The organism is Hyphomonas polymorpha PS728, assembly GCF_000685315.1.
Taxonomy (GTDB): Bacteria; Pseudomonadota; Alphaproteobacteria; order Caulobacterales; family Hyphomonadaceae; genus Hyphomonas; species Hyphomonas polymorpha.
This window is the reverse complement of sequence record NZ_ARYM01000018.1, coordinates 14532-37855: the sequence shown is the minus strand read 5'-3', so window position 1 is coordinate 37855 and position 23324 is coordinate 14532. Positions and strand designations below refer to the sequence as shown.

14 protein-coding genes are annotated in these 23324 nt (G+C 63.3%); 9 read left to right on the top strand and 5 right to left on the bottom strand.

All coding sequences use genetic code 11. The annotated features are described in order from the left end of the window. Positions 1 to 34: 34 nt before the first annotated feature. Complete coding sequence (locus HPO_RS14455) at positions 35 to 1405, top strand: leucyl aminopeptidase family protein (protein ID WP_035600251.1); 1371 nt, start codon at positions 35 to 37, stop codon at positions 1403 to 1405. A gap of 97 nt (positions 1406 to 1502) precedes the next feature. Here the strand turns inward: HPO_RS14455 and HPO_RS14450 are convergent, their stop codons facing one another. Next, positions 1503 to 2159: a tetratricopeptide repeat protein gene (locus HPO_RS14450; RefSeq protein WP_035600249.1), complete on the bottom strand. Its 657-nt coding sequence runs from the start codon at positions 2157 to 2159 to the stop codon at positions 1503 to 1505. Positions 2160 to 2222: 63 nt separating this feature from the next. Here HPO_RS14450 and HPO_RS14445 point away from each other — a divergent pair, with 63 nt between their 5' ends. The 4 genes from HPO_RS14445 to msrA all read left to right on the top strand — a co-directional run bounded on the left by HPO_RS14445 (position 2223) and on the right by msrA (position 11052). Further along, a complete protein-coding gene (locus HPO_RS14445; RefSeq protein WP_035600248.1) occupies positions 2223 to 3086 on the top strand; it encodes an SDR family oxidoreductase in 864 nt (287 codons plus the stop codon). 87 nt (positions 3087 to 3173) lie between these two features. Further along, a complete protein-coding gene (locus tag HPO_RS14440) occupies positions 3174 to 8171 on the top strand; it encodes an alpha-2-macroglobulin family protein (RefSeq protein WP_035600247.1) in 4998 nt (1665 codons plus the stop codon). A gap of 16 nt (positions 8172 to 8187) precedes the next feature. Next, positions 8188 to 10254 carry a penicillin-binding protein 1C gene (gene pbpC / locus HPO_RS14435; RefSeq protein WP_241767929.1) on the top strand — a complete coding sequence of 689 codons (2067 nt, stop codon included), beginning with the start codon at positions 8188 to 8190 and terminating at the stop codon, positions 10252 to 10254. Positions 10255 to 10404: 150 nt separating this feature from the next. Further along, a complete protein-coding gene (gene msrA, locus HPO_RS14430; RefSeq protein ID WP_035600245.1) occupies positions 10405 to 11052 on the top strand; it encodes a peptide-methionine (S)-S-oxide reductase MsrA in 648 nt (215 codons plus the stop codon). A 5-nt stretch (positions 11053 to 11057) separates the two neighbouring features. Here the strand turns inward: msrA and HPO_RS14425 are convergent, their stop codons facing one another. Beyond that, positions 11058 to 12635, bottom strand: coding sequence for an ArnT family glycosyltransferase (locus HPO_RS14425; RefSeq protein ID WP_035600243.1), 1578 nt, complete (start codon positions 12633 to 12635; stop codon positions 11058 to 11060). Positions 12636 to 12896: 261 nt separating this feature from the next. On the opposite strand from HPO_RS14425, the gene HPO_RS14420 reads away from it, so the two are divergent. The 3 genes from HPO_RS14420 (at position 12897) to aguB (ending at position 18002) form a co-directional block, all read left to right on the top strand. Beyond that, positions 12897 to 16067: a TonB-dependent receptor gene (locus HPO_RS14420; RefSeq protein ID WP_035600241.1), complete on the top strand. Its 3171-nt coding sequence runs from the start codon at positions 12897 to 12899 to the stop codon at positions 16065 to 16067. Positions 16068 to 16159: 92 nt separating this feature from the next. Continuing rightward, the gene (locus HPO_RS14415) at positions 16160 to 17143 is read left to right on the top strand and encodes an agmatine deiminase family protein (protein ID WP_035600239.1); all 984 of its coding nucleotides are present in this window, start codon (positions 16160 to 16162) and stop codon (positions 17141 to 17143) included. A gap of 16 nt (positions 17144 to 17159) precedes the next feature. Beyond that, entirely contained in the window at positions 17160 to 18002 is an 843-nt protein-coding gene (aguB, locus tag HPO_RS14410; RefSeq protein ID WP_035600237.1) for an N-carbamoylputrescine amidase, read from the top strand. A gap of 15 nt (positions 18003 to 18017) precedes the next feature. Here the strand turns inward: aguB and HPO_RS14405 are convergent, their stop codons facing one another. Then, positions 18018 to 19754, bottom strand: a complete 1737-nt coding sequence (locus HPO_RS14405; protein ID WP_035600235.1) for a diguanylate cyclase — start codon at positions 19752 to 19754, stop codon at positions 18018 to 18020. 206 nt (positions 19755 to 19960) lie between these two features. Then, positions 19961 to 22345 (bottom strand): transketolase, encoded by a 2385-nt coding sequence (locus tag HPO_RS14400; protein WP_035600233.1) that lies wholly within the window; start codon positions 22343 to 22345, stop codon positions 19961 to 19963. 138 nt (positions 22346 to 22483) lie between these two features. Here HPO_RS14400 and HPO_RS14395 point away from each other — a divergent pair, with 138 nt between their 5' ends. Next, positions 22484 to 22915: an ester cyclase gene (locus tag HPO_RS14395; RefSeq protein WP_035600232.1), complete on the top strand. Its 432-nt coding sequence runs from the start codon at positions 22484 to 22486 to the stop codon at positions 22913 to 22915. A 5-nt stretch (positions 22916 to 22920) separates the two neighbouring features. Here HPO_RS14395 and HPO_RS14390 read toward each other — a convergent pair whose 3' ends face one another. Further along, positions 22921 to 23244 (bottom strand): hypothetical protein, encoded by a 324-nt coding sequence (locus HPO_RS14390; protein WP_035600230.1) that lies wholly within the window; start codon positions 23242 to 23244, stop codon positions 22921 to 22923. Positions 23245 to 23324 lie beyond the last annotated feature (80 nt).

Sequence of the window (23324 nt, the reverse complement as noted above, 5' to 3'; positions counted from 1 at the left end):
CATTAACCACCGAGAAGCCCGGAAAGGCGCCGAAATGCATAAATCCTTCACCACCGAAGCAACCGCTCCCGTCCAGGTCTGGCTCTATACGGCCGGCCAGTTCGGCGCCCTGGAGAACGATCCGTTCCCCAATGCGCGGGCGATTGCCGGGGCGCAGGGCTTCACCGGCGGGGCAGGGCAGACCGTGCTTGTGCCCGGCCCGGACGGGCGCACGGCGCATGTTCTCTATGGCCTTGGCGCCGGGCGAGACCAGCTTGCCGCCGCCGCTCTGTCGGCAAAGCTGCCGGCTGGTGACTATGAAATCGCCTCTGCCGGGGGCTACCCCTTCGCCAGCCTCGCTGCCGGCTGGGCGGACGGGGCGTACCGTTTCGACGGCTACAAGACCGAGAAGGCCGCCCCGCCGCGCCTCCTGATCCCGGCCAGCGCAAACGCCGCCCGCCTGTCACAGGAGGCCGACGCCGTCGCCGCGCTGCGTGACCTCGTGAACACGCCGGCCGCCGATATGGGCCCCGAACAGATACACGCCCGCATGACAGCCCTGGGCGAACGCCATGGCGCTCGCGTCGCCGCTGTGGTGGGCGAAGCCTTGATCGAAGAGAACTATCCCATGGTCCATGCTGTTGGCCGCGCGGCGGCGAAGGCCCCGCGCTTCCTGATGCTGGAATGGGGCACGCCCGGCGCGCCGAAAGTCTCGCTCTGCGGCAAGGGCATCACGTTTGATACCGGCGGCCTCAACATCAAGACCGGTGACGGCATGCGCATCATGAAGAAGGATATGGGCGGGGCCGCCCATGCCATCGCGCTGGCCCAGCTGGTGATGGAAGCGCGCCTGCCTGTCCATCTGCGCCTCTTCGTGTCAGCCGCCGAGAACGCCATCGCGGGCGACGCCTTCCGGCCCGGAGACATCCTGCAGAGCCGCAAGGGCCTGACCGTCGAGATCGACAATACAGACGCTGAAGGCCGCCTCGTCCTCGCCGATGCGCTCGCCCGCGCCAGCGAGGACCAGCCCGACCTGCTGATCGACTTTGCCACCCTTACCGGCGCGGCCCGCGTGGCGCTGGGGCCAGACCTTGCCCCTCTCTATACAGATGATGAGCAACTTGCCGCCGACATTCTCGCTGCCTCGGAAGAGACCGGCGATCCGGTCTGGCGCATGCCGCTCTGGGATCCCTATCTTGCCTATCTGCAAAGCCCGGTGGCAGACCTTGTAAACTCCGGCGGCGCCGGCATGGCCGGCTCAATCACGGCGGCAGTCTTCCTCAAACAGTTCGTTTCGGCCAAAAGCTGGGCCCATTTCGACATCTGGGCCTGGCGCAAAGCCAAATATGGCCGCCCGGACGGAGCCGCCGCCTGTGGCCTGCGCGCCGTCTTCGCCATGCTGGAAAAACGCTATCCGGCTGTTTGATTCCGCCGCATTCCGGTTGGCCGGTTGAACTTCCGGCCTCTCCGGTTTGTCACTGCCGACGGCCACACTTCTGCAGAAACCGGAAGGGGCGGAGGGCTCAGTTCCCCGCCTTGATCCGCATGGCTTCCCGCACACGTCCCCGCACCAGCAGGGTGTCGATATTCTTCGGGTCGGCGGCCATGGAGGTTTCAACATCCTTCAGGGCGAGGTCGAGCGCGTCCTTGTTGAGGTGAACTTCGGCGCGCATCTGGTGGGCAATCGCGTCGCCAGGCTCGTTGGCAATGGCGGTGTTGAGATCCACCAGCGCCTCATCCCATTTGTCGATCAGCATATAGGCCGTTGCCCGGTCGAGCAGCAGGTCGTTCTCGCCTGGTGCCAGTTTCAGCGCTTCGGAGAAGGAAACGGCCGCCGCCTCTGCCGCGCCGATCTGCAGCCAGGCATTGCCCGCCTGTGAAAGATACACCGCGCGCTGCTCCATCGTGCCGCCATCGCTCGACATCGAGAGGTTTTCCAGCCGCACGGCGCCTTCTTCCACGCTGCCAAGGGCAATCAGGGCGAGCGCGGTACACTGGCGCGCGCCGGGGCGGTTGCCTTCAAAGGTCCAGGCCAGGCCATCCTCATAGGCCTCTTCCGGCGTCCGCTCGATCTTGGCTACGCAAGCTTCCAGCCGTCTGGCTTCAGCAGCGGCAAACTCGGCGCCGGCATTCTGCTGCAGGAAAAGCGCCGCACCGGCGGCCATGGCAATCAGCGACATGGGCAGGACACTCCAAAGCCTCTATCTCATTGTTCTTAGGCGCAATCGGAGCACCCTTGGCAAATGACATCTCAGCCATCTCTGCTGTTTGTTTTCGGACTTGGCTACTCTGCCCAGCAGTTGGCCAGCCGCCTGATGGCAGCAGGCTGGCAGGTCGCCGGAACCGTCCGCAGCGAGGCCAAGGCTGCCGCGCTCCGGGCGCGGGGCATCGCGGCGCAGGTCTGGCCGGGGGAGGGGCCGGTGGACATACCGCCGGGCGCGCACTGGCTGGTCACCCTGCCGCCCGGCAAGGAGGGCTGCCCGGCCGCGCTGGCCGCCGCAACCTGCCTGGATTTGTCCGAAAGTGTCACCTACCTGTCCACAACGGGCGTCTATGGGGACATGAAAGGCGGCTGGGTGACCGAGTGGAGCCCGGTTTCGCCGGCCTCGCCAAGGGGCGCGGCGCGGGTGAAAGCTGAAGGACAATGGCAGGCGCTGACGGGGGGCAAGGCCCGCCTTGTCCGCCTGCCGGGCATCTACGGACCCGGCCGGTCTACCTTCGACCGTCTGCGTGATGGCACCGCCCGCCGCGTTGTGAAAGAAGGCCAGGTGTTCTCCCGTGTGCATGTCGATGACATCGCTTCAGGCCTGGAGGCGCTGATGCTTTGCCCTGAAGTTACGGGGGTTTTTCATCTTTGTGACGAGCTGCCCGCCCCGCCACAGGATGTCATCACCTATGCCGCTGAGTTGCTTGGCGTCGCCCCTCCGCCGGAAATTGCGTTTGAGGACGCAGACCTATCTCCCATGGCAGCGAGTTTTTATGCCGAGTGTAAGCGCGTCTCCAATACGCGCGCCAAGGCCGCCCTGGGCTGGCGCCCGGCCTATCCGACGTACCGGGAGGGCCTCGCCGCGATTCTGGCCGCAGAGTCCGACAAAATATTTCCCTGATTTTCGCGCCTTAGCCGCATTCGCGCCCTGTTGGCGCCGACCTTATCGGGTGTAAGGTGAGGTGGGCGGACTTCGGAGGACGTATTCATGGCATTGCAGGCTCGCGGGACTCTTAAGGGTCTCAAGACGGTTGTTTTTTCTCTGCTTTTGGCAGGTCTCGCCGCATGTGGCGGCTCTCAGACCGGCAAGACGGCGGATGAAGACGCTGATGCCACCGTGATGGTCGAACGCTCTCCGTCTGACCAGGTTGCTGCCCGCAAACGCGAGGAAGCCCGCCGCAAGGCCCGGGAAGCCGAGACGCAGGATTTCTCCTATTTCCGCTACCGGATCGATACCTCGACCGAGCAACCTCTTGCCTGTTTTGTCTTTTCTGCCGCCCTTGATCCGCAGACCGACTATTCTCCCTATGTCGAGTTCCGCCCCTCTTTCCGCGCCGCCCTCACCGTGGAAGGCCGCGAACTGTGCGTCGGCGGTCTCGCCTTCGGCACCAGCCGCACCGCCACCATCCTCGCCGGTCTCCCCGCCGCGGACGGCCGCACCCTGAAGCGCGGCGAAACAGTCCCGATCGACTTTGCAGACCGGCCCGCCTTTGTCGGCTTCAAGGGCACGGGCGTGATCCTTCCCCGCGAGAATGCCGACGGCCTGCCGGTGGAAACGGTGAACGTCGATGAGGTGAAAGTCACCGTCACCCGTATCAACGACCGCGCCATCGTGTTCAAGAATGTCAGCGAAGGGCAGACGACCCGGCAGGGTCAATGGTCCTGGCTTTGGGGAGAAGACTCGCCGGAAGATGTGGGCGAGGAAATCTTCACCGGAAAGATGGATGTGGCCAATGTCCAGAACGCGCCCGTCATCACGGTGTTTCCGCTGCAGGATGTTGTCGGCCCGATGAAGCCCGGCGCGTATTTCGTCCGCGTTGAAGATGCCGCCAAGATCACTGATAGCGAAGGCCCGGCCGCCGCCTCTGGCCGCTGGATCCTGCTGACCGATCTGGCGCTGACAGCCTATTATGGAGAGCAGGGGCTCGACGTGACCCTCCGCTCCCTGAAGGATGGCAAGACTGTCAGCGATGCCACCGTCCAGCTGATCGCGTCCAACAACACGGTTCTGGCTGAGAAGAAGCCGGATTCTTCCGGCCGCATTTCATTCGACAAGCCGCTGATGAGCGGCAAGGGCACAATGGCGCCCCGGCTGGTCGTTGCGACCAATGCGAGGGGCGAACTCGCCGCGCTCGATCTCAACCGGTCGCCGGTGGACCTCTCCGAATACACCGTTGGCGGGCGGCGCACGCCCGGCCCGGTGGACGCTTATGTCTATTCCGATCGCGGTATCTACCGCCCGGGCGAAACGGTCGAGCTGACGGCGATGCTGCGTGACCGGGCCGGCCGCCAGGTTACCGGCCGCAATGGCCATCTCGTGATCTATCGCCCGAACGGGCTTGTCGCCTCCAAGACCCGGTTCACCGATCCCAAATCCGGCGCGGTGACCCAGAGCTTCGCAGTTCCGCGCGGTGCCTCGCGCGGCGAATGGCGCGCCAGCATCGAGATCGACGGTCTCGAGGCGCCTGCGGGTGAGATGCGTTTTGCGGTCGAGGATTTCGTGCCTCAGCGCATTGCGGTGGATGTGACCGTCGATCAGGAAAAGCCAATGAAGGCGGGCGCCACGCGCCCGGTCGATATTGCCGCCCGCTTCCTCTATGGCGCGCCCGGCGCGGGCCTGACGGTGAAAACCGAAGCGCGGATGGAGCCCGACCCCAAACCCTTCAAGGCGTTTGAGGGCTTCACCTATGGCCGCCATGACCAGACGTTCGAGCAGCAGATCCTCGAATTTGACGACGTGACCACCGATGGCGCGGGCAAGGCGCTGGTGCGCCTGTCGCCCGGCACGGCTGGCTCCAATTCCGGTATTCCGCTGCGCCTCAATACGGTTGTCAGCGTGCTGGAGCCCGGTGGCCGCGCCGTGTCCGAAAGTGTCCGCGTGCCCTACCGGCCGGAGAACCTCTATGTCGGCCTGAAGCCGGGCTTTGACAGCTCTGTGCAGGAAGGCGGCGAAGCGAAATTCGAAGTCGTCGCTGTGAATGCTGATGGTCAGGCCTCGGCCCAGCGGCTCAGCTGGAAAGTGCTGCAGGTGGACTTCCATTATGACTGGTACAGGGAAGGCGACAGCTGGAACTGGCGCCGGTCGCGCACGGTCACCAAGGTGAATGAGGGCGTCGTCAACACGCCTGCGGGCGGCACGGCCGAGATCAAGGTGCCCGCGCTCGACTGGGGTAGCCATGAACTCGTCGTCGAGGGCCAGGGCGCGAATGCGTCGGTCGGCGCCTCTACCAGCTTCTATGTCGGCTGGGGCGGCTGGACGAGCGCGGACGGCACCGAAGCGCCCGACCGCGTGAAGGTTGTCGCCGCCGAGAAGACCCCTAAAGTGGGCCAGAATGCCGAGCTGACGATCCTGCCGCCCTATGACGGCCAGGCGCAGGTCGTCGTCGCTACAGACCGTGTGCTGTCGGTTCAGAACCTGGCCGTCAGCGCGTCGGGCACCCGCATCACCCTTCCGGTTACGGAAGAATGGGGTGAGGGCGCCTATGTCATGGTGACGGTCTATTCGGGCCGTGATCCGGTCCTGCGGGCAAAGCCGCGCCGCGCCGTGGGCATTGCCCATGTGCCGGTGGATATGGCCGCGCGCACCTTTGCCCTGACGATCAATTCGCCTGACCTTGCCCGTCCCCGCGCGGAGCAGGTGGTGGAGGTCGACATCAAGGGCGGGCCGCGCGAACCGGTCTTCCTGACTGTGGCCGCCGTGGACGAAGGCATCCTGCAACTTACCAAGTTCAAGTCGCCCGATCCGGTGGCCCATTATTTTGGCCGCAAGGCGCTCGGCGTGGAGCTCTATGACGATTACGGGCGCCTGCTTGATCCCAATCTCGGCATGCCTGCAGAGGTTCGCTCCGGTGGCGACCAGCTTGGCGGGGAAGGGCTCTCGGTTGTTCCGGTGAAGTCGGTCGTGCTCTATTCCGGCCTCGTCGAGGTTGGCCGCTCGGGCAAGGCGCGCATTCGTCTTGATATCCCCGAATTCAACGGCCAGCTGCGGATCATGGCGGTGGCCTGGTCGAAAGCCGGGGTTGGGTCTGCCGACAAGAAGATGACCGTGCGTGACCGCGCACCGGCCGACCTGGTCATGCCGCGCTTCCTGGCGCCGGGGGATGAGGCGATCATCACCGCCAGCATCGATAACGTCGAGCTTGCCAGCGGCCAGTTCAATGCGCGGGTTGCCGGAACCGGCCAGATCAGCGTGGCTGAGGCAGCCCTGATGCGCACCCTGCAGAAAGGTCAGCGCGCGGACATTCCGGTGCGCGTCTCGGCCTCGGGTGAAGGTATTTCAAGCCTCAGCCTGAATGTCAGCGGCCCGGATAATTACAAGACCGACCGGACCTATGAAATCCAGACGCGCTCGCCCTACCTGCCGGTAACGCGGGCCACCACGCAGCTGATGCGGCCGGGTGAGACCTTCTCGATCAGCCAGGCGGCGCTAGCCGGCTTTGTGCCAGGGTCTGCAGAAATATCGGTTGGCTTCTCGCCGCTGCCGATTGATGCGCCGACGCTTTATGCCTCGCTCGACCGCTATCCCTATGGATGCACCGAGCAGATCACCAGCCGCGCCGTGCCGCTGCTCTATTCGGAACAACTCGTCTCGATGGGCGCCAGGGAGGCGCGGGACAATCCGCGCGACAAGATTCAGACTGCGGTGAACACCGTGCTGAACCGTCAGGGGGCGGACGGCGCGTTCGGTCTGTGGCGGGAAGGGGATGGCTATGCCAGCCCCTGGCTCGGCGCCTATGCGACGGATTTCGTTTTCCGCGCCAAGGAGGCAGGCTATGCCGTGCCGGAAGAAGCCCTGACGCGGGCCTATGGCGCGCTGCGCACGGTGGCCACCGGGGACACCTGGCGCGTCTATGGCTACGACACCGATGTGTATGAAAGCCGCTATTCCAACGACAGCGTACAGCAGATGATGTACCGCTCCTCGGCCTATGCGCTGTATGTGCTGGCCAAGGCTGGCGAGGCCGACATCTCCCGCCTGCGCTATCTGCATGACCGGGAACTGAGCAATATCGAGAGCCCTCTGGCCCGTGCCCATATCGGGGCAGGCCTGGCCTATCTTGGCGACCGGGCACGCGCCGCCTCAGCGTTCAAGTCTGCGGAGCAGAAGCTCGGCTATCGCAATACGGGCGATTATTATCAGACCCCGCTGCGCGATCTGGCCGCCATCGTGGCCCTCGCCGGCGAAGCTCAGCTCCCGGATGTTGTGGGCCGTCTCGGCGAGCGTCTCGGCAAGGACGTGCCCGATGCGCCCAGTCTGACGACGCAGGAGAAGGCCTATCTTCTCCTTGCTGTGAACAGCCTCGGCAAGGGCGAAACCAATGTTCAAGTGAAGGCCGAAGGGCTCGGCACGGGCAATGACAATCAGCGTCAGTACAGCCTGACCGAAGCCCAGGCCCGCAGCGGCGTCAGTCTCCGCCTCGGCGGCGATACGCCTCTCTTCCGCACCGTGCTGGTGACCGGGGCCCCGTCGGCGCCGCCGCCTGCCGCCTCGTCCAAGCTCAGCGTCGACAAGCGCTTCTATGGTCTGGGCGGTGGGCAGATGCAGCTTGACCAGATCCGTCAGGGCGAGCGCGTCGTCGTGGCCCTGACCATCACGCCGGAGGAGCGCCGCGTGAACCCGGTCATCGTGGCAGACCTATTGCCGGCCGGCTTCGAGATCGAGGCGATCCTGCGCCCGGCAGATGGGCGCCTGGTGGAGTATGACTGGCGGACGGGAGAAGACCGGGTACGCGCCGGGGCCTTCGGTTTCCTGGGCGAAATCGCCCGGCCGCAAAGCTCTCAGTCCCAGGATGACCGCTTCGTGGCGGCGATCGATGTGACCGAGAATCCGGTGACGCTTGCCTATGTCGTTCGCGCCGTCAGCCCGGGCAGCTTTGCCATCCCCGGTGTTGTGGCCGAAGATATGTACCGCCCCGACGTCTTCGCCCGTTCGGCGCCCGGCCGTGTGACCGTGCTCGCCGCGCAGGGCGCAGCCGGCGGACGCTGACCGGAGGGAGGGTCGTTTGGGCCAGCATGTGCCGAAACGCCTCCTGGCCGGGCTGGCCGCGCTGATTGCGGCCGTCCTGCTGATTGACGTGATCTTCCCTCCGCCCCTTGAAAGGGCGGGGGGCGTTTCCGTGCTGGTGACGGATAGGGCCGGCAAACCTCTGCGGGCCTTCCCCACGCCGGATGGCCGCTGGCGCTTCGATGTAGACCTTGACCAGATCGACCCGGATTTTGTCGATGCGCTGATCCGCGTTGAAGACAAGCGCTTCTGGGATCATCACGGCACGGACTGGCTCGGCCTGCTGCGCGCCGCGTTTGACAGTGCCGCAGCCGGGCAGATCGTCTCGGGCGGCTCGACCCTGACCATGCAGACCGCCAGGATGCTGGAGCCGCGCCCGCGCAATGCCGGCTCCAAGCTGATCGAGATCTGGCGGGCAAACCAGCTGGAGCGCCGCCTCTCCAAACGAGAGATCCTTGAGCTCTATCTCTCGCTCACGCCCTATGGCGGGAACCTGGAAGGCGTCCGCGCGGCCAGCTGGAGCTATTTCGGGCATGAGGCCGACCGGCTGTCTACTGACGAAATTGCCCTGTTGATTGCCCTGCCGCAGTCGCCCGAGGTGCGCCGGCCGGACCGCCGCCCGGCATTTGCCGCTCATGCGCGCGACTGGGTGGCAGAGAAGCTCGCCCGCTATGGTGTCTTCTCCGAAAATGACGTTCTGGAAGTCGCCGCGAGCGCCATCCCAGCCCGGCGCCTCGATTTCCCGGACCGCGCCTGGCACGGGGCGGACGCGGTGCTGGCCAGCGGCCCGCGCGAGGATGTCCGCTCGACGCTGGACGCCGCCCTGCAGGCGGAGCTGGAACGCATCGCGTTTACGCGGGCGCAGCTTGAGGGGACGGATGTTCAGATCTCCGCCATCGTCGTGCATGTCCCGACCCGCGCCGTGCGCGCCCTCGTCGGGTCCGCCTCGCGGGAGCGTGCGGGGGGGTGGCTCGATCTCACCAACCGTCCGCGCTCGCCCGGCTCGACCCTCAAACCCTTCATCTATGCGCTCGCCTTCGATGATGGCACTGCCTCTGCAGATACGCGCATTCAGGATTTGCCCAGCCGCTTTGCCGGATATCAGCCGGAGAATTTCGACCGGATGTTCCATGGCGATGTTCGCGTCTCCGACGCTTTGCAGCATTCGCTGAACGTGCCGGCGGTTCTGATGCTCGACCGCGTTGGCGCCGAACGTTTCTCGGCGCAGCTGGCGATTGCCGGCGCGCGGCCACGTGTGTCCGGCGCCAGGGGGCAGGCGGCCGGTCTGGCGATTGCCCTGGGCGGCGCCGGGCTCACTGCGCGCGAACTGGCCGTGCTCTATTCGGCGCTGGGCGATGGCGGGGTGGCTAAGCCGCTGGTCTGGCGCGCAGAGGAAGAACGCGCGAGCCTGGCCGATCCCGGCCGCCGCCTGATGGGGGAGGCCAGCGCAGCCGAAATTCTCCGTATCCTGCAAGGATCGCCTTCGCCGGAGGGCCGTATGCCGGGCCAGCTGACGCAGGACGCGCCCCAGATCGCGTTCAAGACCGGCACCTCCTATGGCTACCGCGATGCCTGGGCGGCGGCGGTTTCCGGACAGCATGTGATCATTGTCTGGGTCGGCCGGGCAGACGGTGCCCCGCGCACCGGCGTGACCGGTCGCGACATTGCTTTGCCCATCCTCTTCGAAATGGCTGACCGCGCTGCACATCATCTGCGCGACGATGGCGACAGCGAGCTGCGCCTCAGCGCTGCGCCGCTGACCCCGTCAAAAGGCGCCCTGCGTGCCTTCTCAACCGACCGGCCACCGGAAATTCTCTTTCCGCCCCAAGGCGCTGAACTCTGGGCGGGCACGGTGGACGGGCGCGCGCCGCGGCCTTTTGTGCTCGCCGGACGGGGCGCGGGGGCGCTCAGCTGGTTCATTGACGGGCAGCCGGCGAGCCTCGATGACGCCGGCGCGCCGGTCTGGCGGCCGGATCAGCCGGGCTTTTATCTTGTGACGGCGGTCGATGGGGCCGGACGGTCCAGCCGGGTGCGGGTCCGTGTGCTGACAGAAGACCCCGCCTGACTGCCTTGTGTGCATCAGGTCACATACGCAGGATAAAATACAGCATTACGCATTTGATGCCTTTTTTGTGCCGCCTGTAGCAACTAATTCGGATTTGCCGTGTACAAGTGCCCCTTCGGGTGCCGGCAAAGTAAGAGTTAACAGTCCAGCGTGCTTACCAATCGTCCCGCCGTCCTTATTGCCATTGCTTCGGGGCTCGCCGCTTCGAGCATCGCGTTCATGTCTGGCGGAGGCGTCGAGGATCGCCGGGCCGAAGACGCCCCGATTCGCGTGGCGACGGCGGTTTTTGCCGGCGGATGCCTTGCCTGTGTCGAGGCTGATTTCGACCAGATGAATGGCGTTATCGAGACGGTCGTGGGCTATACGGGCGGCAGCGTTGACCGCCCCACCCACAGGCAGGTTGAATCCGGGGAAACCGGACATTACGAAGCGGTCAAGGTTACCTATGATCCGGCGCGGATTTCTTACGAAACCCTGGCGGCCAATTTCATGCGCACCATCGACCCTACCGACGATACCGGCCAGTTCTGTGACAAGGGCGAGCCGTTCCGCAGCGCGATCTTCGTTTCCGGGGGCAGCGAGCGGAATGCGGCAGTTGCCACCGTGTCCGGTGCGCAGCGCGCGCTGGGCCAGGATGTAGTCACAGAAATCCGTCCACTGACGGTCTTCTGGCCTGCCGACGACCATTATCAGGACTACCATGTGAAGAACGCTTCGAAATACGCCAGCATGCGGGAAGCCTGCGGGCGCGATCAGCGGCTCATGGAAGTGTGGGGTACGCAGGCTCCGGCGCTCTGAGCCTTTCAGCCGCCATAGGCGGCTGAAAGGCAGGGCGGTTCGGGGAATTCCATCTCGCCGATGAACTGGTTCTCCCATTCGCGCGTGCGTTCGGGCGGGTTATACCCTTCTCCTATATAGAGCTGGAAAACCCGGCTGATCGGGCAGCCATTGCCGCGCTTGCCCAGGTCTATCCGCACCTGGCCAGCCGGCTCGAAGCTGGCAAAATCACTGCGCAGGCGTGGCCGCAGATCCGCATGAACCGAAGCGATCAGCACGCGCTCTGCAATCGCGCCCTCCAGCGGCTGCCTCTCCGAAAAGCTTTTCGGGCCAGCATAGCGGCGCCAGGAAATCAGCGGCAGCTTCCGGTCTCGGGCATAGAAGTCCAGCCCATGCCAGGCCTCGCGTTCATCTACCAGCACGGCAGTGGCGCCGAGGCGCTCAGCCTCTGCAAACACCTGCTGGGCAGAAGCCTCCCAGCCGCGGGTCCGCTTCATGGCATTGTCCAGTCCCAGATCGGTCGTGGAGGCGGGCGGCAGCATTGTCATCGCCATGAACAGACCAGCAACCAGCAGGTTCAGCCCCAGGCTCGCCCATAATGTCAGGGCCGTGCCCCGGCTGAACCAGATGGCCACCAGCAGCGCCGCGCCGGGATAGGCCGTGGCGGTCCAGTTGGCGTGCGCGCGCGAGAGAACGGCCTGGCCGAGGATGAAGATCAGCACCGGCAGGATGAAGCAGAGCAGCCAGCGCTCGGGGCTGGCCTCCTCGCCCCGGCGCGACCGGTAGAGGAACAGGCCGGCCAGCAGCGCCAGAAAGCTGACTGGTCCGAACATGCCGAGCTGGTCTGCAAACCAGGTCAGCGCATTCTCCGGGTTGAACAGGTCGCCGCCAAGATTGGCGTTGTCGACCGTGTGGCTGACGGTGGCAAAATCATTGGCGGCATTCCAGGCAAAGTGCGGCGCCACGATCAGCGCGGCGATGACGCCCGCCAGCAGGCCGCGCGGCGTCAGGATTGCTCGCCGGGTCGGCGCATCGATCAGGCAGGCAAGCGCCAGGCCGATCAGGAAATACAGCATCGCATATTTTGACAGCATTCCCGCGCCGATCACGCCGCCGAGCAGCGCGGCAGATGCCCAACGTCCCTCACCGCTGCGCAGGCGCCAGAGAAGATAAAGTCCGGCGCACCAGAAGGGCATCAGCACGCCATCTGTCGACAGCACATTGGACGAGAGCACCACCGAGGGCATCAGCGCATAGAGCAGGGCGGCAAAGAAGCCCGCGCGCGCATCCAGCATCGTGCGCCCCGTCAGGAAGATCAGACCTGCGGCAGCCGTGTGGAGCAGGGGCGCGGCCAGCCGCACCGACCATTCATGGATTCCGAACAGCGCCGTGGTCAGATGGATCACCCAGGCGATCATCGGCGGTTTGGAATAGTAACCCCATTCCAGCGCTTGGCCCCAGCGCCAGTATTGCGCCTCGTCGGCATACAGTTCGAGCGGGGAGATGATAACCGCAATGATTCGCAGAATCAGCAGCAGACCAAGGGCGGCCAGGGTGAGCCGCTCAAAGATCTGAGGGCGCGCGGGTGCTGTCAAATTGGTCATTGCCACTTCCAGGGAGGTTGGTGCCTGTCTTATGGCCGCATTATCGGCACAGATACAGGGGCAGAGACCGCTTCCGGGGCCTCCGGGGTTATTAACAGCGTGTCATTTTTGCATCGCAGCGGAAAAACCGTACGCGAGCCGAAATGCGATGCTGAACCTTCAAACGCTTGTCACTAATCTGTCACTCAGCGGGGTTAAGGCCTCGCCAAACCCGGTCTCGCGAGGGGGCTGTGGTGATGGTCGAAATTCGGGGAAATCCAAATGATCAAGAATTTCTTTGCGCGTAGCGCATCGATTGCAGCGCTCGCGGCCCTGGCGCCGGTGGCTGCCGTCTACGCTCAGGTAACCACGTCTGACGCTCGCGGTGTCGTAACGGATTCGGCAGGACAGCCTGTTGCTGGCGCCACCGTTACCGTCGTTCACCAGCCCACGGGTACGGTTACGACTGCTACCACCGGTTCGAACGGCCTCTACACGGTGCAGAACCTGCGTATCGGCGGTCCGTTCAGCTTCACCGTCTCTGGCAATGACGTCGTCACAAGCCGCGTCGAGAACGTGTACACCGGTCTGGGTGAAACCTCCGTGGTTAACATCGTGACGGCTGCTGCCGACGACACCGCCCGTCTCGACACGGTTGTGGTGACCGGCTCTGCTGCCATCGCCAACGTCGCAACCGGCCCGTCCAGCTCCTACAACCTCGACACCCTTGAAAACATTCCGGCCATCTCGCGCGACCTGAAAGATGCCCTGCGTCTCGACCCGCGCATCTACATCGATGATGGTTTCGTGGATGCCATCAGCTGCGCAGGCGCCAACCCGCGCTACAACTCGCTGACCGTTGATGGCGCCCGCCTCTCCGACAGCTTCGGCCTGAACTCGAACGGTTACCCGACCGAGAGCATGCCGTTCAGCTATGACTCGATCCAGCAAGTGTCGGTCGAGCTGGCGCCGTTCGACGTTGAATACGGCCTGTTCACCGCCTGTAACATCAACGCCGTCACCAAGTCGGGCACCAACTCCTTCCATGGGGGCCTGTTCTTCGACTACACCAACCAGGACCTGCGCGGCGACTCCGTGGAAGGCAACAAGATTGCCACCCAGGATTTTGAAGACAAGCGCTACGGCTTCAACATCGGCGGCCCGATCATCCAGGACAAGCTGTTCTTCTTCGGCTCCTACGAGAAGAATGAAGCGGTCAACCAGTTCGACAACTCCCCGGCGTTCGCCCGCGTCGACCCGGCTGTGTACCAGCAGGTCATCGACATCGCCGTGAACCAGTACGGCTACGAAGCCGGCGGTATCCCGACCTCCATCCCGGTCGAAGACGAGAAAATCTTTGCAAAACTGGACTGGAACATCACGGACCGTCAGCGTGCCGCTGTTTCCTACACCAAGAATGAAGCCTTCAACTTCAACCCGTCTGACTCCAGTACGACGCAGGTTTCCGATGGCAACCACTTCTATAAGCGCGGCGGCCTGCTCGAGAGCTATTCCGCCTCGCTGAACTCTGACTGGACCGACAATTTCAACACCGAGCTGCGTTTTACCCGCGTCGAGTTTGACGCTGTCGCAGACCCGGTTGTCGGCAATAGCGGCTGGGGCGAAGTTCAGGTCATCGTGCCGAACACGGCTGGTGGCACGTCCACCATCTATCTCGGCGCCGATGACAGCCGTCACTTCAACGACCTGATCTACACCTCCGACGTCTACAAGGCCAAAGCCAACTGGCAGCTTGGCGACCACCGCCTGACCTTCGGCGCGGAGCGTGAAGAACTCGATGTGTTCAACGCCTTCATCCAGAGAACGCGTGGCCTTTGGATCTTCGGTCAGTTCGCCAACGGCGGCATCACCGGCATCTCCGATTTCGCAGCCGGAAACATCGACGACTTCCGCTATCAGAACGCCGCCGGCACCAACAATCCAAACGACGGCGCCGCCCAGTTCGGCTATGAGATCAATACCTTCTACCTGCAGGACAAATGGCAGGTCACGCCCGCCCTCGAACTGACGGCCGGTCTGCGCTACGACACCTACACCTCGGGCGACGAGCCGCTGCTTAACCCGCGTTTCCAGACGGCTTACGGCTTCGCCAACAATGCCACGATGGATGGCCGCGACCTTCTGCAGCCGCGTCTTGGGTTCAAGTATGACTACACGAACGACATCCGCTTCCATGGCGGCATCGGTCTCTATTCGGGCGGCAACCCGAACGTCTGGATCTCGAACAACTACTCCAACAACGGCGTGACACTGTTCGATTACCGCGTTCGCAACAGAAACCTCAGCACCTTCACCTTCGGCAGTGGCGATCCCTTCTTCACTGTGCCTGACGAAGCGATTGCGGCCATGGCTGCCGCAAATGCGTCGGCTGGTGCGGGCCCGGTCAATGCGCTCGACCCTGATTTCGAAATCCCGTCCGAGTGGAAAGCTGCCCTCGGCACCGTGATCGACTTCGGTTCGGCAGATGCCTGGTATGGTGATGACTGGCGCCTGATGCTCGACTTCCTCGTGTCGAAAACGAACGAAGCCGCTTACGTCCTGCCGATCTCGTTCACCCAGACCCGGACCGCAGCGGATGGCCGCCCGGTCTATACGGGCAACACGAACGACTTCCTGCTCACCAATGCCGAAGAAAAAGGCTGGGCACGCACTGTGTCGGTTGGCCTGTCGAAAGACTATGGCAACGGCATCGACTGGACCGCTGGCTACGCCTTCACCCAGGCCAAGGACGTCAACCCGATGACTTCATCGGTGGCCTTCTCGAACTGGTCGAACGTCCAGACCTTCGATCCGGTGAACATGGACCTCGGCAACAGCGACTACGTGATCCCGCACCGGTTCACGTTCAACCTGAACCTCCGTAAAGAGTTCATCAAGAACTTCGCCACGAAGGCATCGCTGTTCGCAACGGCCAACGAAGGCGCGCCTTACAGCTACACGATTGGCAGCACCAACGCGTTCACTGTGGGCAACAACTCCGCTCGTAACCTGGCCTACATCCCGACCGGCGTGAACGACCCGGTTCTGTCGCCGTCGTCCAATGCCACGGCTGTGCAGAACCTCGTGAACTACATCAACAGCAACAGCGACCTGAGCGCGATGCGCGGTACGATCGCTGACCGTAACTCGCAGACCGATCCGTGGCGCTCGCGCTTCGACATCCGTCTCGCCCAGGAGTTCCCGGGCCTGCGCGCTGATGACCGCACCGAAGCATTCATGGTCATCCGCAATGTCGGCAACCTGCTGAACGATGACTGGGGCGTGATGAAAGAGCATGGCTTCCCCGGCAACGCCCAGCTGTACGGAATCAGCGGAATCGACGCACAGGGCCGCCTGATCGTCACTTCGTTCAGCCCGGCGGTCGACAACGCTTCGGCGATCAACTCGGCTTCGCTCTGGCAGGTTCGCCTCGGCCTGAAATACACCTTCTAAGCGGAAATTCGCTGAAGGCTCACTATATGAGGGGGCGGTCTTTCGGGGCCGCCCTTTTCGTTTGACCCAAGCTGTGGCAAGGCCCGGATGACATGACTGATACAACCCTGCATCTTCCGCCCGAATGGGCCCCGCAAGCGGCCCTCTGGGCCGGCTGGCCCCGCCTTGCCGAGGAATGGGGCGGCGACCTGACAGCGGCCCGGTCGGAAGTTTCCGCCTTCATCCGCAAGGCGGCTGAATACGTCCCAGTGAAGATCGCCTGTGGATCACGGGAGGCGGCCGCCTCTGCGCGGCTCGCCACCGGCGGGGCAGGGGAGATCGTCGAGATCCCGACCGGCGACATCTGGCTGCGGGATACCGGCCCGATCGTGACCGGCGCCGGCGCTTCCCGCCAGGCACAGGTGTTCCGCTTCAACGGCTGGGGCGGAAAATACCTGATGGACGGCGACACCGAGACGGCCGGCGCTGTTGCCGGCGTCGAAGGCCTGCCCATGCGCCGCCATGCCATGATCCTGGAAGGCGGCGGCATCGATGCGGACGGCGAAGGCCGTCTGCTGACAACCCGCCAATGCCTGCTCAACCCCAATCGCAACCCCCACCTTGCCCAGGCGGAGATCGAGGCGAGCCTGACAGCCGCCCTCGGCGTGGACGAGTTCATCTGGCTGGGGGATGGCCTGATGAACGATCATACCGATGGCCATGTCGATAACATCGCGCGCTTCATCGCGCCGGGCCATGTGCTTTGCCAGCATCCTTCTGATCAGAACGACCCCAATGCCGAGACCCTGCAGGAGATAGAGCGGACGCTCGTGTCCCATGGCCTGATGGTGTCGAGCATACCCTCGCCGGGCTTTGTGCATTTCGGGGATGGCGTACCGGTTCCGGCAAGCCATATGAACTTCACGATTACCAACCGCGCCGTGCTGGTGCCAATCTATGAAGACCGCTTCTCGGCGGTGGCCCTGTCTGAACTCAAGGCGCTGTTTCCGGGCCGCGAAGTCATCGGCCTGCCAGCGCGCGCCATTCTGGCGGGCGGTGGAAGCTTCCACTGCATGACCCGCGAAATCCCCGCCTGAGAAGGAGGCTCTGCCCATGACCCGCAAGATCACGCTCGCCGCCATCCAGTTCACGCCCACCGATGATGCTCAGCAAAATATCGACCGGGTTGCCGGTTTCGTTCGCGATGCCGCCGCCAAAGGCGCAGATGTCATTCTGCCTCCGGAGCTTTTCTGCGGCTATTATTTCTGCAAGACGCAGGAAGAAGAGCATTTCGCCCGCGCGATCGAATGGCAGGAGCATCCGGCCGTTCATCAGCTCTCGGAGCTTGCTGCAGAACTTGGGGTGGTTATTCCGGTCTCGATCTATGAGAAGGAAGGCCCGCTCTATTTCAACTCCATCGTGGTGATCGATGCGGATGGAACGCCGCTTGGCGTCTATCGCAAAAGCCATATTCCTGATGGGCCGGGCTATCAGGAAAAATTCTACTTCCGGCCGGGTGATACCGGCTTCCGCGTGTGGAACACGATGAAGGGCCGCATTGGCGTCGGCATCTGCTGGGACCAGTGGTTCCCGGAGGCGGCCCGCTCAATGGCGCTTATGGGCGCCGATGTGCTGCTCTATCCCACCGCGATTGGCGCCGAGCCGCAGGACGCTTCCCTCGATACCGCCGCGCGCTGGCGCCGGGGCATGCAGGGGCACGCTGTTGCGAATGTCATTCCCGTCGTCGCAGCAAACCGTGTGGGCAACGAGCAAGGGCAGGTTTTCTACGGGACCAGCTTCATCACCGACGAGACAGGTGAGATCGTCACGGATATGGACCGCGATCAGGAGGGCGTGATCCTTGCCACCTTTGATCTGGACCATGTCGACCGGGCAAGGGCTGCGTGGGGTTTCTTCCGTGACCGGAGAACGGATCTCTACGAAATTCTGGTCTAGACGCCGCGCGCCGATTCAGTTCCGGTTAGATGTGCCGAACATCCGGGCAACGCGTTCTTCAGTGTCATCATTGTCGGCAAAGATAACCGGTTCGCTGCGGCGGCGATCGCGTTTGCGCTGGTCTGCGATGCGGATTACGCCGCGTCCGGACGATTTCACATGGTATAGCTCTGCGTCGGCCTGGCGCAGCATGCCAGCAAAGCCCGTCCGGTGATCGTGGAAGGCGATGCCGATACTCGCGCCCACGTTGATGTAATTTCCCTCATGCTGCAGGGCGGCCTGGGCCGATTGCAGGAAGGTGTTGGCCTGGGTGATGATGTCCATTCGGCTCTGCCAGTGGTATCCGAGGATCAGGAATTCGTCCCCGCCTGTCCGGAAAATATCGCCCCGGCCGCCAAAGTGCACTCGCAGCTTTTCGGCCATCGACACGAGGACGGCATCGCCAGCCGTATGGCCAAAGGTTTCATTGATCAGCCGGAAATTGTCGAGATCAATCGCGACGGCGGCGCTGTAGCGTTCGCTTGTCTGGCGGTTTTCCAGTTCGCAGATCCGGTCCAGCAGACGCCGGTTGCCAAGGCCGGTCATTGCATCTGAGTTTGACCAGAACTCGGCCTGCCGCGCCTGACCGCCCAGCACCGCGCTCAGATAGGCCAGCATGAAGGCAAAGGCGAGCGGCAGCAGGAACAGGTTGATCGGCAGATAGGGCGTCACGCCCGCCATGCGCAGGTGAATCCATACCGTTGCCAGCAGGCAGGGCAGCCAGGCGATCAACGCGCTGCGTGCTCCCGCAACCCCGCTCGACGCCATGATCGCCAACCCGGCCACCAGAATGACAGGACCTGCTCCGGTGGCGATGTAAAAGCTGGTTCGCCCGATCCAGGAGGGAAGGCCCGCGCTTATGGCGGTCAGTGCACTGATGAAGGCAATAGCATAGAATATACGATAAAGGCGCGGCGCCTGCTTCTCCATGCCGAGAAACACCATGATGAACATGGTGCCGAAGGCCATCATCATTGCCTGCGTGAAAAACACGATCCGGCCGAAATTGAAATGCAAGTGCATGCCGAAAATCGCGGTGACGAGCCCTGAAGAAAGCAGGATATAGATCGCCACCGAGAGGGCAAAGCAGATGTAGATGCGAAATGATCCGTTGGCTGCCGCAAACGACATGGAGCCCGCATAGACCGCAAAGGAGAGGGCCGCGCCGATAATCAGGCTCCAGACCAGCGTTTCCAAGGCGATGCGGCGCGCAAAATTGGCTTCTGAGGCAATAATCACCGGCAGAACGATCAGGGAGGAGCTGCGTACCCGGACAAAATATTCCCTGCTTTCGCCGGGGGGCACAAGCAGATGATAAGCGGGATAGGCCGCTGCGACGCCGGTGCCCGTAACCGCAACTGCAGATCCTGCAGTGCTCTGGTGCAGACTGCCGTCAGAATGTACTTCAAAAAGATCGGTGCGCTGCAGATAGGGAAACCGCAGGGCAAACTTTGCGGACTGCACATCCGAACTGGAATTCTTCAGCGCAAAGCGAAGCCATACATCGCTCTGCCAGGCGGAAAATTGGGGTATCCTGCTACTTGCTGGCTTGAAATCCAGTGTGCCAGCAGATGCGATCACATCTTCAGGCGCGCGGGCAGGGTCTATGTCCTCAGCAAACTGGAAAGTGGGGGTGAACGCCGCGTCGGTCGGCAGGCCGGCTATGTCCATCGCGCGGAGGGGTTCGCCGGCAAAGGCCGCAAGCGGTAGCAACAGCCATCCTAGCGCCGCGCAGACGGCGGCTGCCCAAAGGCCTGATTTTATCCTTAGGCAGATCATCATAAACCGCACCAGCTCCAACTCCTGGTTTATGATGAACCGGTAAATATCACGTTGTTTTAACGCGTGAATTCTTCTCCCGAGCGCAAGAAAGTTTCAGCATATCTGCCCTGTCTGCAACAGGATGGGCCCTTGAGGGCTTAAAGACTCTTGCCGGGGGACAGGTGGCTGGCCGCCGAGACGATCGCGTCGGCATCAATCATGAAGTGCCGGTAAAGATCGGCGATTGTGCCCGTCTGGCCGAAATGCTCAACGCCCAGCGGCGTCACGGCATGGCCCTTCACGCCGCCAATCCAGGCCAGCGTTGCGGGGTGCCCGTCTGTCACTGTGATCAGCTGCGCATGGCGCGGCACACTCTCCATCAACCGTTCGATCTGGCTGAGGGCAGTCTTTTGTCCGCGCGCGCGGGCCCGGCGGGCAGCGGTCCAGCCCGAGTTCAGCCGGTCGGCAGACGTGACGGCCAGCACTCCGATATCCCGCCGGGCTTCGCCGATGCGGGCGGCCGCCTTGATGGCTTCCGGCGCGATGACCCCCTGATAGGCAATGATCACTTCGGCATTCGGGCCGGGTTTGCGCAGCCAGTAGCCGCCATCGATCACGCCCTGCCGGAAAGCGGCGTCCTCGCGGGACCAGGCGCGCACCTGCTCCACGGGCCGGGTAGAAAGCCGCAGATAGACCGAGCCGCCTGTCTCATCGCGCAGCCAGGTGCGTTCGTCCGGGTCGCCTTCGCCGTCGCGCTGGAGATAATCAAAGCTCCAGTCCATGATGATCGAGAGCTCATCCAGGAATGCCGGCTCGAACGAAACGATGCCGTCCTGGCTCATGCCGATCAGCTGCGCGCCGATGGACTGGTGTGCGCCGCCCTCCGGGGCAAGTGTGACGCCCGAAGGCGTGCCCGCGATGATGAAGCGAGCGTCCTGATAGCAGGCATAGTTCATGGCATCGAGGCCCCGGGCCACGAAGGGGTCGTAGACCGTCCCGACCGGAAGGAGCCGTTCGCCAAACAGGGAGTGGGAGAGGCCTGCCGCGCCCAGCAGCAGGAAAAGGTTCATCTCTGCAATGCCCAGCTCGATATGCTGGCCTTCCGGAGAGAATGCCCATTTTTGCGCGGAAGGAATCCTCTCCTCACGGAAGGTATCTTCCTTCGCTTCGCGGGCAAACAGGCCGCGCCGGTTCACCCAGCCGCCGAGATTGGTCGAAACCGTCACATCCGGGGAGGTCGTCAGGATGCGCTGGGAAAGTTCGCTGTCGCCGCGGGCGAGCGCGTCGAGGATCTTGCCAAGGCCCGCCTGGGTCGAGAGCATTTCGTCATCCAGAAATACCGGGCCGGGGGAGGGAACACGCGGCGCTGAATACCGGCGCGGGCCCTTGGCAAAGAAAGGCACCTGCGCGAGCGCGACCTGCAACTCGCCGGGCTCGGCAACCGTTGCAAAGGGCTCCCATTCCTCGCCGTCGGCCACACCCATGGATTTCTGGAAGTCTGCCATCTGCGCCTTGGTCATCAGGCCGGCATGGTTGTCCTTGTGCCCGGCCAGCGGCGTGCCCCAGCCCTTGATCGTATAGGCCAGGAACACGGTGGGGCGGTCATCATCCGCGCGGGAGAAGGCTTCAAGCAGCGTTTCAAGGCATTGCCCGCCCAGATTGTTCATCAGATCACTGAGCTCTGCGTCCGAGCGGCGCTCGATCAGGGCGGCCACATCTCCCTGATCGCCGAGATCATCCATCAGCCTTCTGCGCCACGCTGCGCCGCCCATGAAGGTCAGCGCCGAATAGAGAGAGTTCGGGCACGCCTCGATCCATGTTTTCAGCCGTTCACCGCCTGCTTCAGCAAAGGCCGCCCGCTGCAGCGCGCCGAAGCGCAACACTTCCACGCGCCAACCGAACGCCTTGAAGATCGCTTCGATCTTCGCCCACAGCCCCTCATGCACCACCCCGTCGAGGCTCTGGCGATTATAGTCGATGATCCACCAGGTGTTGCGCAGGCCATGTTTCCAGCCTTCCTGCAGGCATTCATAGACATTGCCCTCATCCAGTTCCGCGTCACCCACCAGCGCCACCATGCGGCCGGCGGGGCGTTTGCCTGACCCGAAATCCGTCCACGGACGGGCGATGAGGTAATCCTGAATGATCGATGCAAATGCGGTTTGGGCCACGCCAAGGCCAACCGAACCGGTGGAGAAATCCACGTCATCAATGTCCTTGGTGCGGGAGGGGTAGGACTGCGCCCCGCCAAGCCCACGGAAGTTTTCCAGCTTTTCGCGCGTCTGGCTGCCCATCAGATAATGCATCGCATGGAATACCGGCGCGGCATGCGGCTTCACGGCCACCCGGTCTTCCGGCCGCAGCACATTGAAATACAGCGCCGTCATGATCGACACCATCGAGGCGCAGCTCGCCTGATGCCCGCCCACCTTCACATCATCGTCGGCCTTCTCACGAAGATGATTGGCGTTGTGAACGGTCCAGGCCGCAAGCCAGAGCAGGCGCTGTTCGATGGTTTTCAGTTGATCGATGGAAAGGGGCATGGATTTCGGCCATCTCGCTGGGGAAGGGCATTTCCTTCCGCCTAATTCAGGAATGCGCGCAAGTCCATGGCCGGGTCTGATCACCATGGCCCCTGCGGGCGTCTTGGGTTAGCCTCCGAAAAACAGGGAGGAGCGATCATGACGGATCTGGCAGAGCGCCGCATTCAGCTGGTTAAGGACCATATGGCACTGGAGGTGACCCATGATTGGGACGCCGTCATCGCCACTTTCGAGCATCCCCGCTACGAAATGTATGGCTCCGGCAATGTGTTTGACGGTGAGGCGGCCGTGCGCGGCTATTTCGATGCTTCGCGCACGCCTTTTCCCGATCAGGGCAACGAGATCATCGCCATCGCCCATGCTGGCGATACGGTGCTGGTCGAGTTCTGGCTGACGGGAACCCATCTGGGGCCGCTGCGCCTGAAAGACAGGGTGGTGGCGCCGACGGGCCGGCGCTTCAAGGTGCGCATGGCGGCGAGTTTCGAATTTCCGCCCGGCGGCGACAAGATCATCTGCGAGCGGCCCTATTTCGATCAGGGGGCCGTTCTGCGGGCGCTGGAGCTCGCCTGAGGCATTTAGTCGAGTGAGCGGCGCGCCTTGTCGAACATGTCGGTCAGGACCGCGCCGGGGCCGTTGGCCGCCTGATGATACCAGTCGGGCATAGCCTGCAGCACGCCGGCTGCATCTGCCCAGCGGCGCACATTGGCATCAGCGGTCAACTGGAATGCCTGGCGCATATAGTTTTCATCCGCGCTGTCAAAACCGTCCGCAAGGGTGATTGAGGAGAAGCTCATCATGCTTTTCTGCACGGCCAGCATCGTGTCGAGCGATGCGGAGGTCAGGGCGAGAGAGGCGCGCCAGGGCGCCAGCCACAAGTCAAACATCGGTTTCATATCCATCAGCTTCGCTCTTTTTCTACGCCGCTATTGTGCGCCGCACAACAAATCTCATGCCAAAAGCCCGGTTCCGCCCCGTTTTC

Coding starts and splice junctions, on each gene's coding strand:
- HPO_RS14455 (WP_035600251.1), top strand. CDS start 35: ATGCATAAATCCTTCACCACCGAAGCAACCGCTCCCGTCCAGGTCTGG.
- HPO_RS14450 (WP_035600249.1), bottom strand. CDS start 2,159: ATGTCGCTGATTGCCATGGCCGCCGGTGCGGCGCTTTTCCTGCAGCAG.
- HPO_RS14445 (WP_035600248.1), top strand. CDS start 2,223: ATGACATCTCAGCCATCTCTGCTGTTTGTTTTCGGACTTGGCTACTCT.
- HPO_RS14440 (WP_035600247.1), top strand. CDS start 3,174: ATGGCATTGCAGGCTCGCGGGACTCTTAAGGGTCTCAAGACGGTTGTT.
- HPO_RS14425 (WP_035600243.1), bottom strand. CDS start 12,635: ATGACCAATTTGACAGCACCCGCGCGCCCTCAGATCTTTGAGCGGCTC.
- HPO_RS14420 (WP_035600241.1), top strand. CDS start 12,897: ATGATCAAGAATTTCTTTGCGCGTAGCGCATCGATTGCAGCGCTCGCG.
- HPO_RS14415 (WP_035600239.1), top strand. CDS start 16,160: ATGACTGATACAACCCTGCATCTTCCGCCCGAATGGGCCCCGCAAGCG.
- aguB (WP_035600237.1), top strand. CDS start 17,160: ATGACCCGCAAGATCACGCTCGCCGCCATCCAGTTCACGCCCACCGAT.
- HPO_RS14400 (WP_035600233.1), bottom strand. CDS start 22,345: ATGCCCCTTTCCATCGATCAACTGAAAACCATCGAACAGCGCCTGCTC.
- HPO_RS14395 (WP_035600232.1), top strand. CDS start 22,484: ATGACGGATCTGGCAGAGCGCCGCATTCAGCTGGTTAAGGACCATATG.
- HPO_RS14390 (WP_035600230.1), bottom strand. CDS start 23,244: ATGGATATGAAACCGATGTTTGACTTGTGGCTGGCGCCCTGGCGCGCC.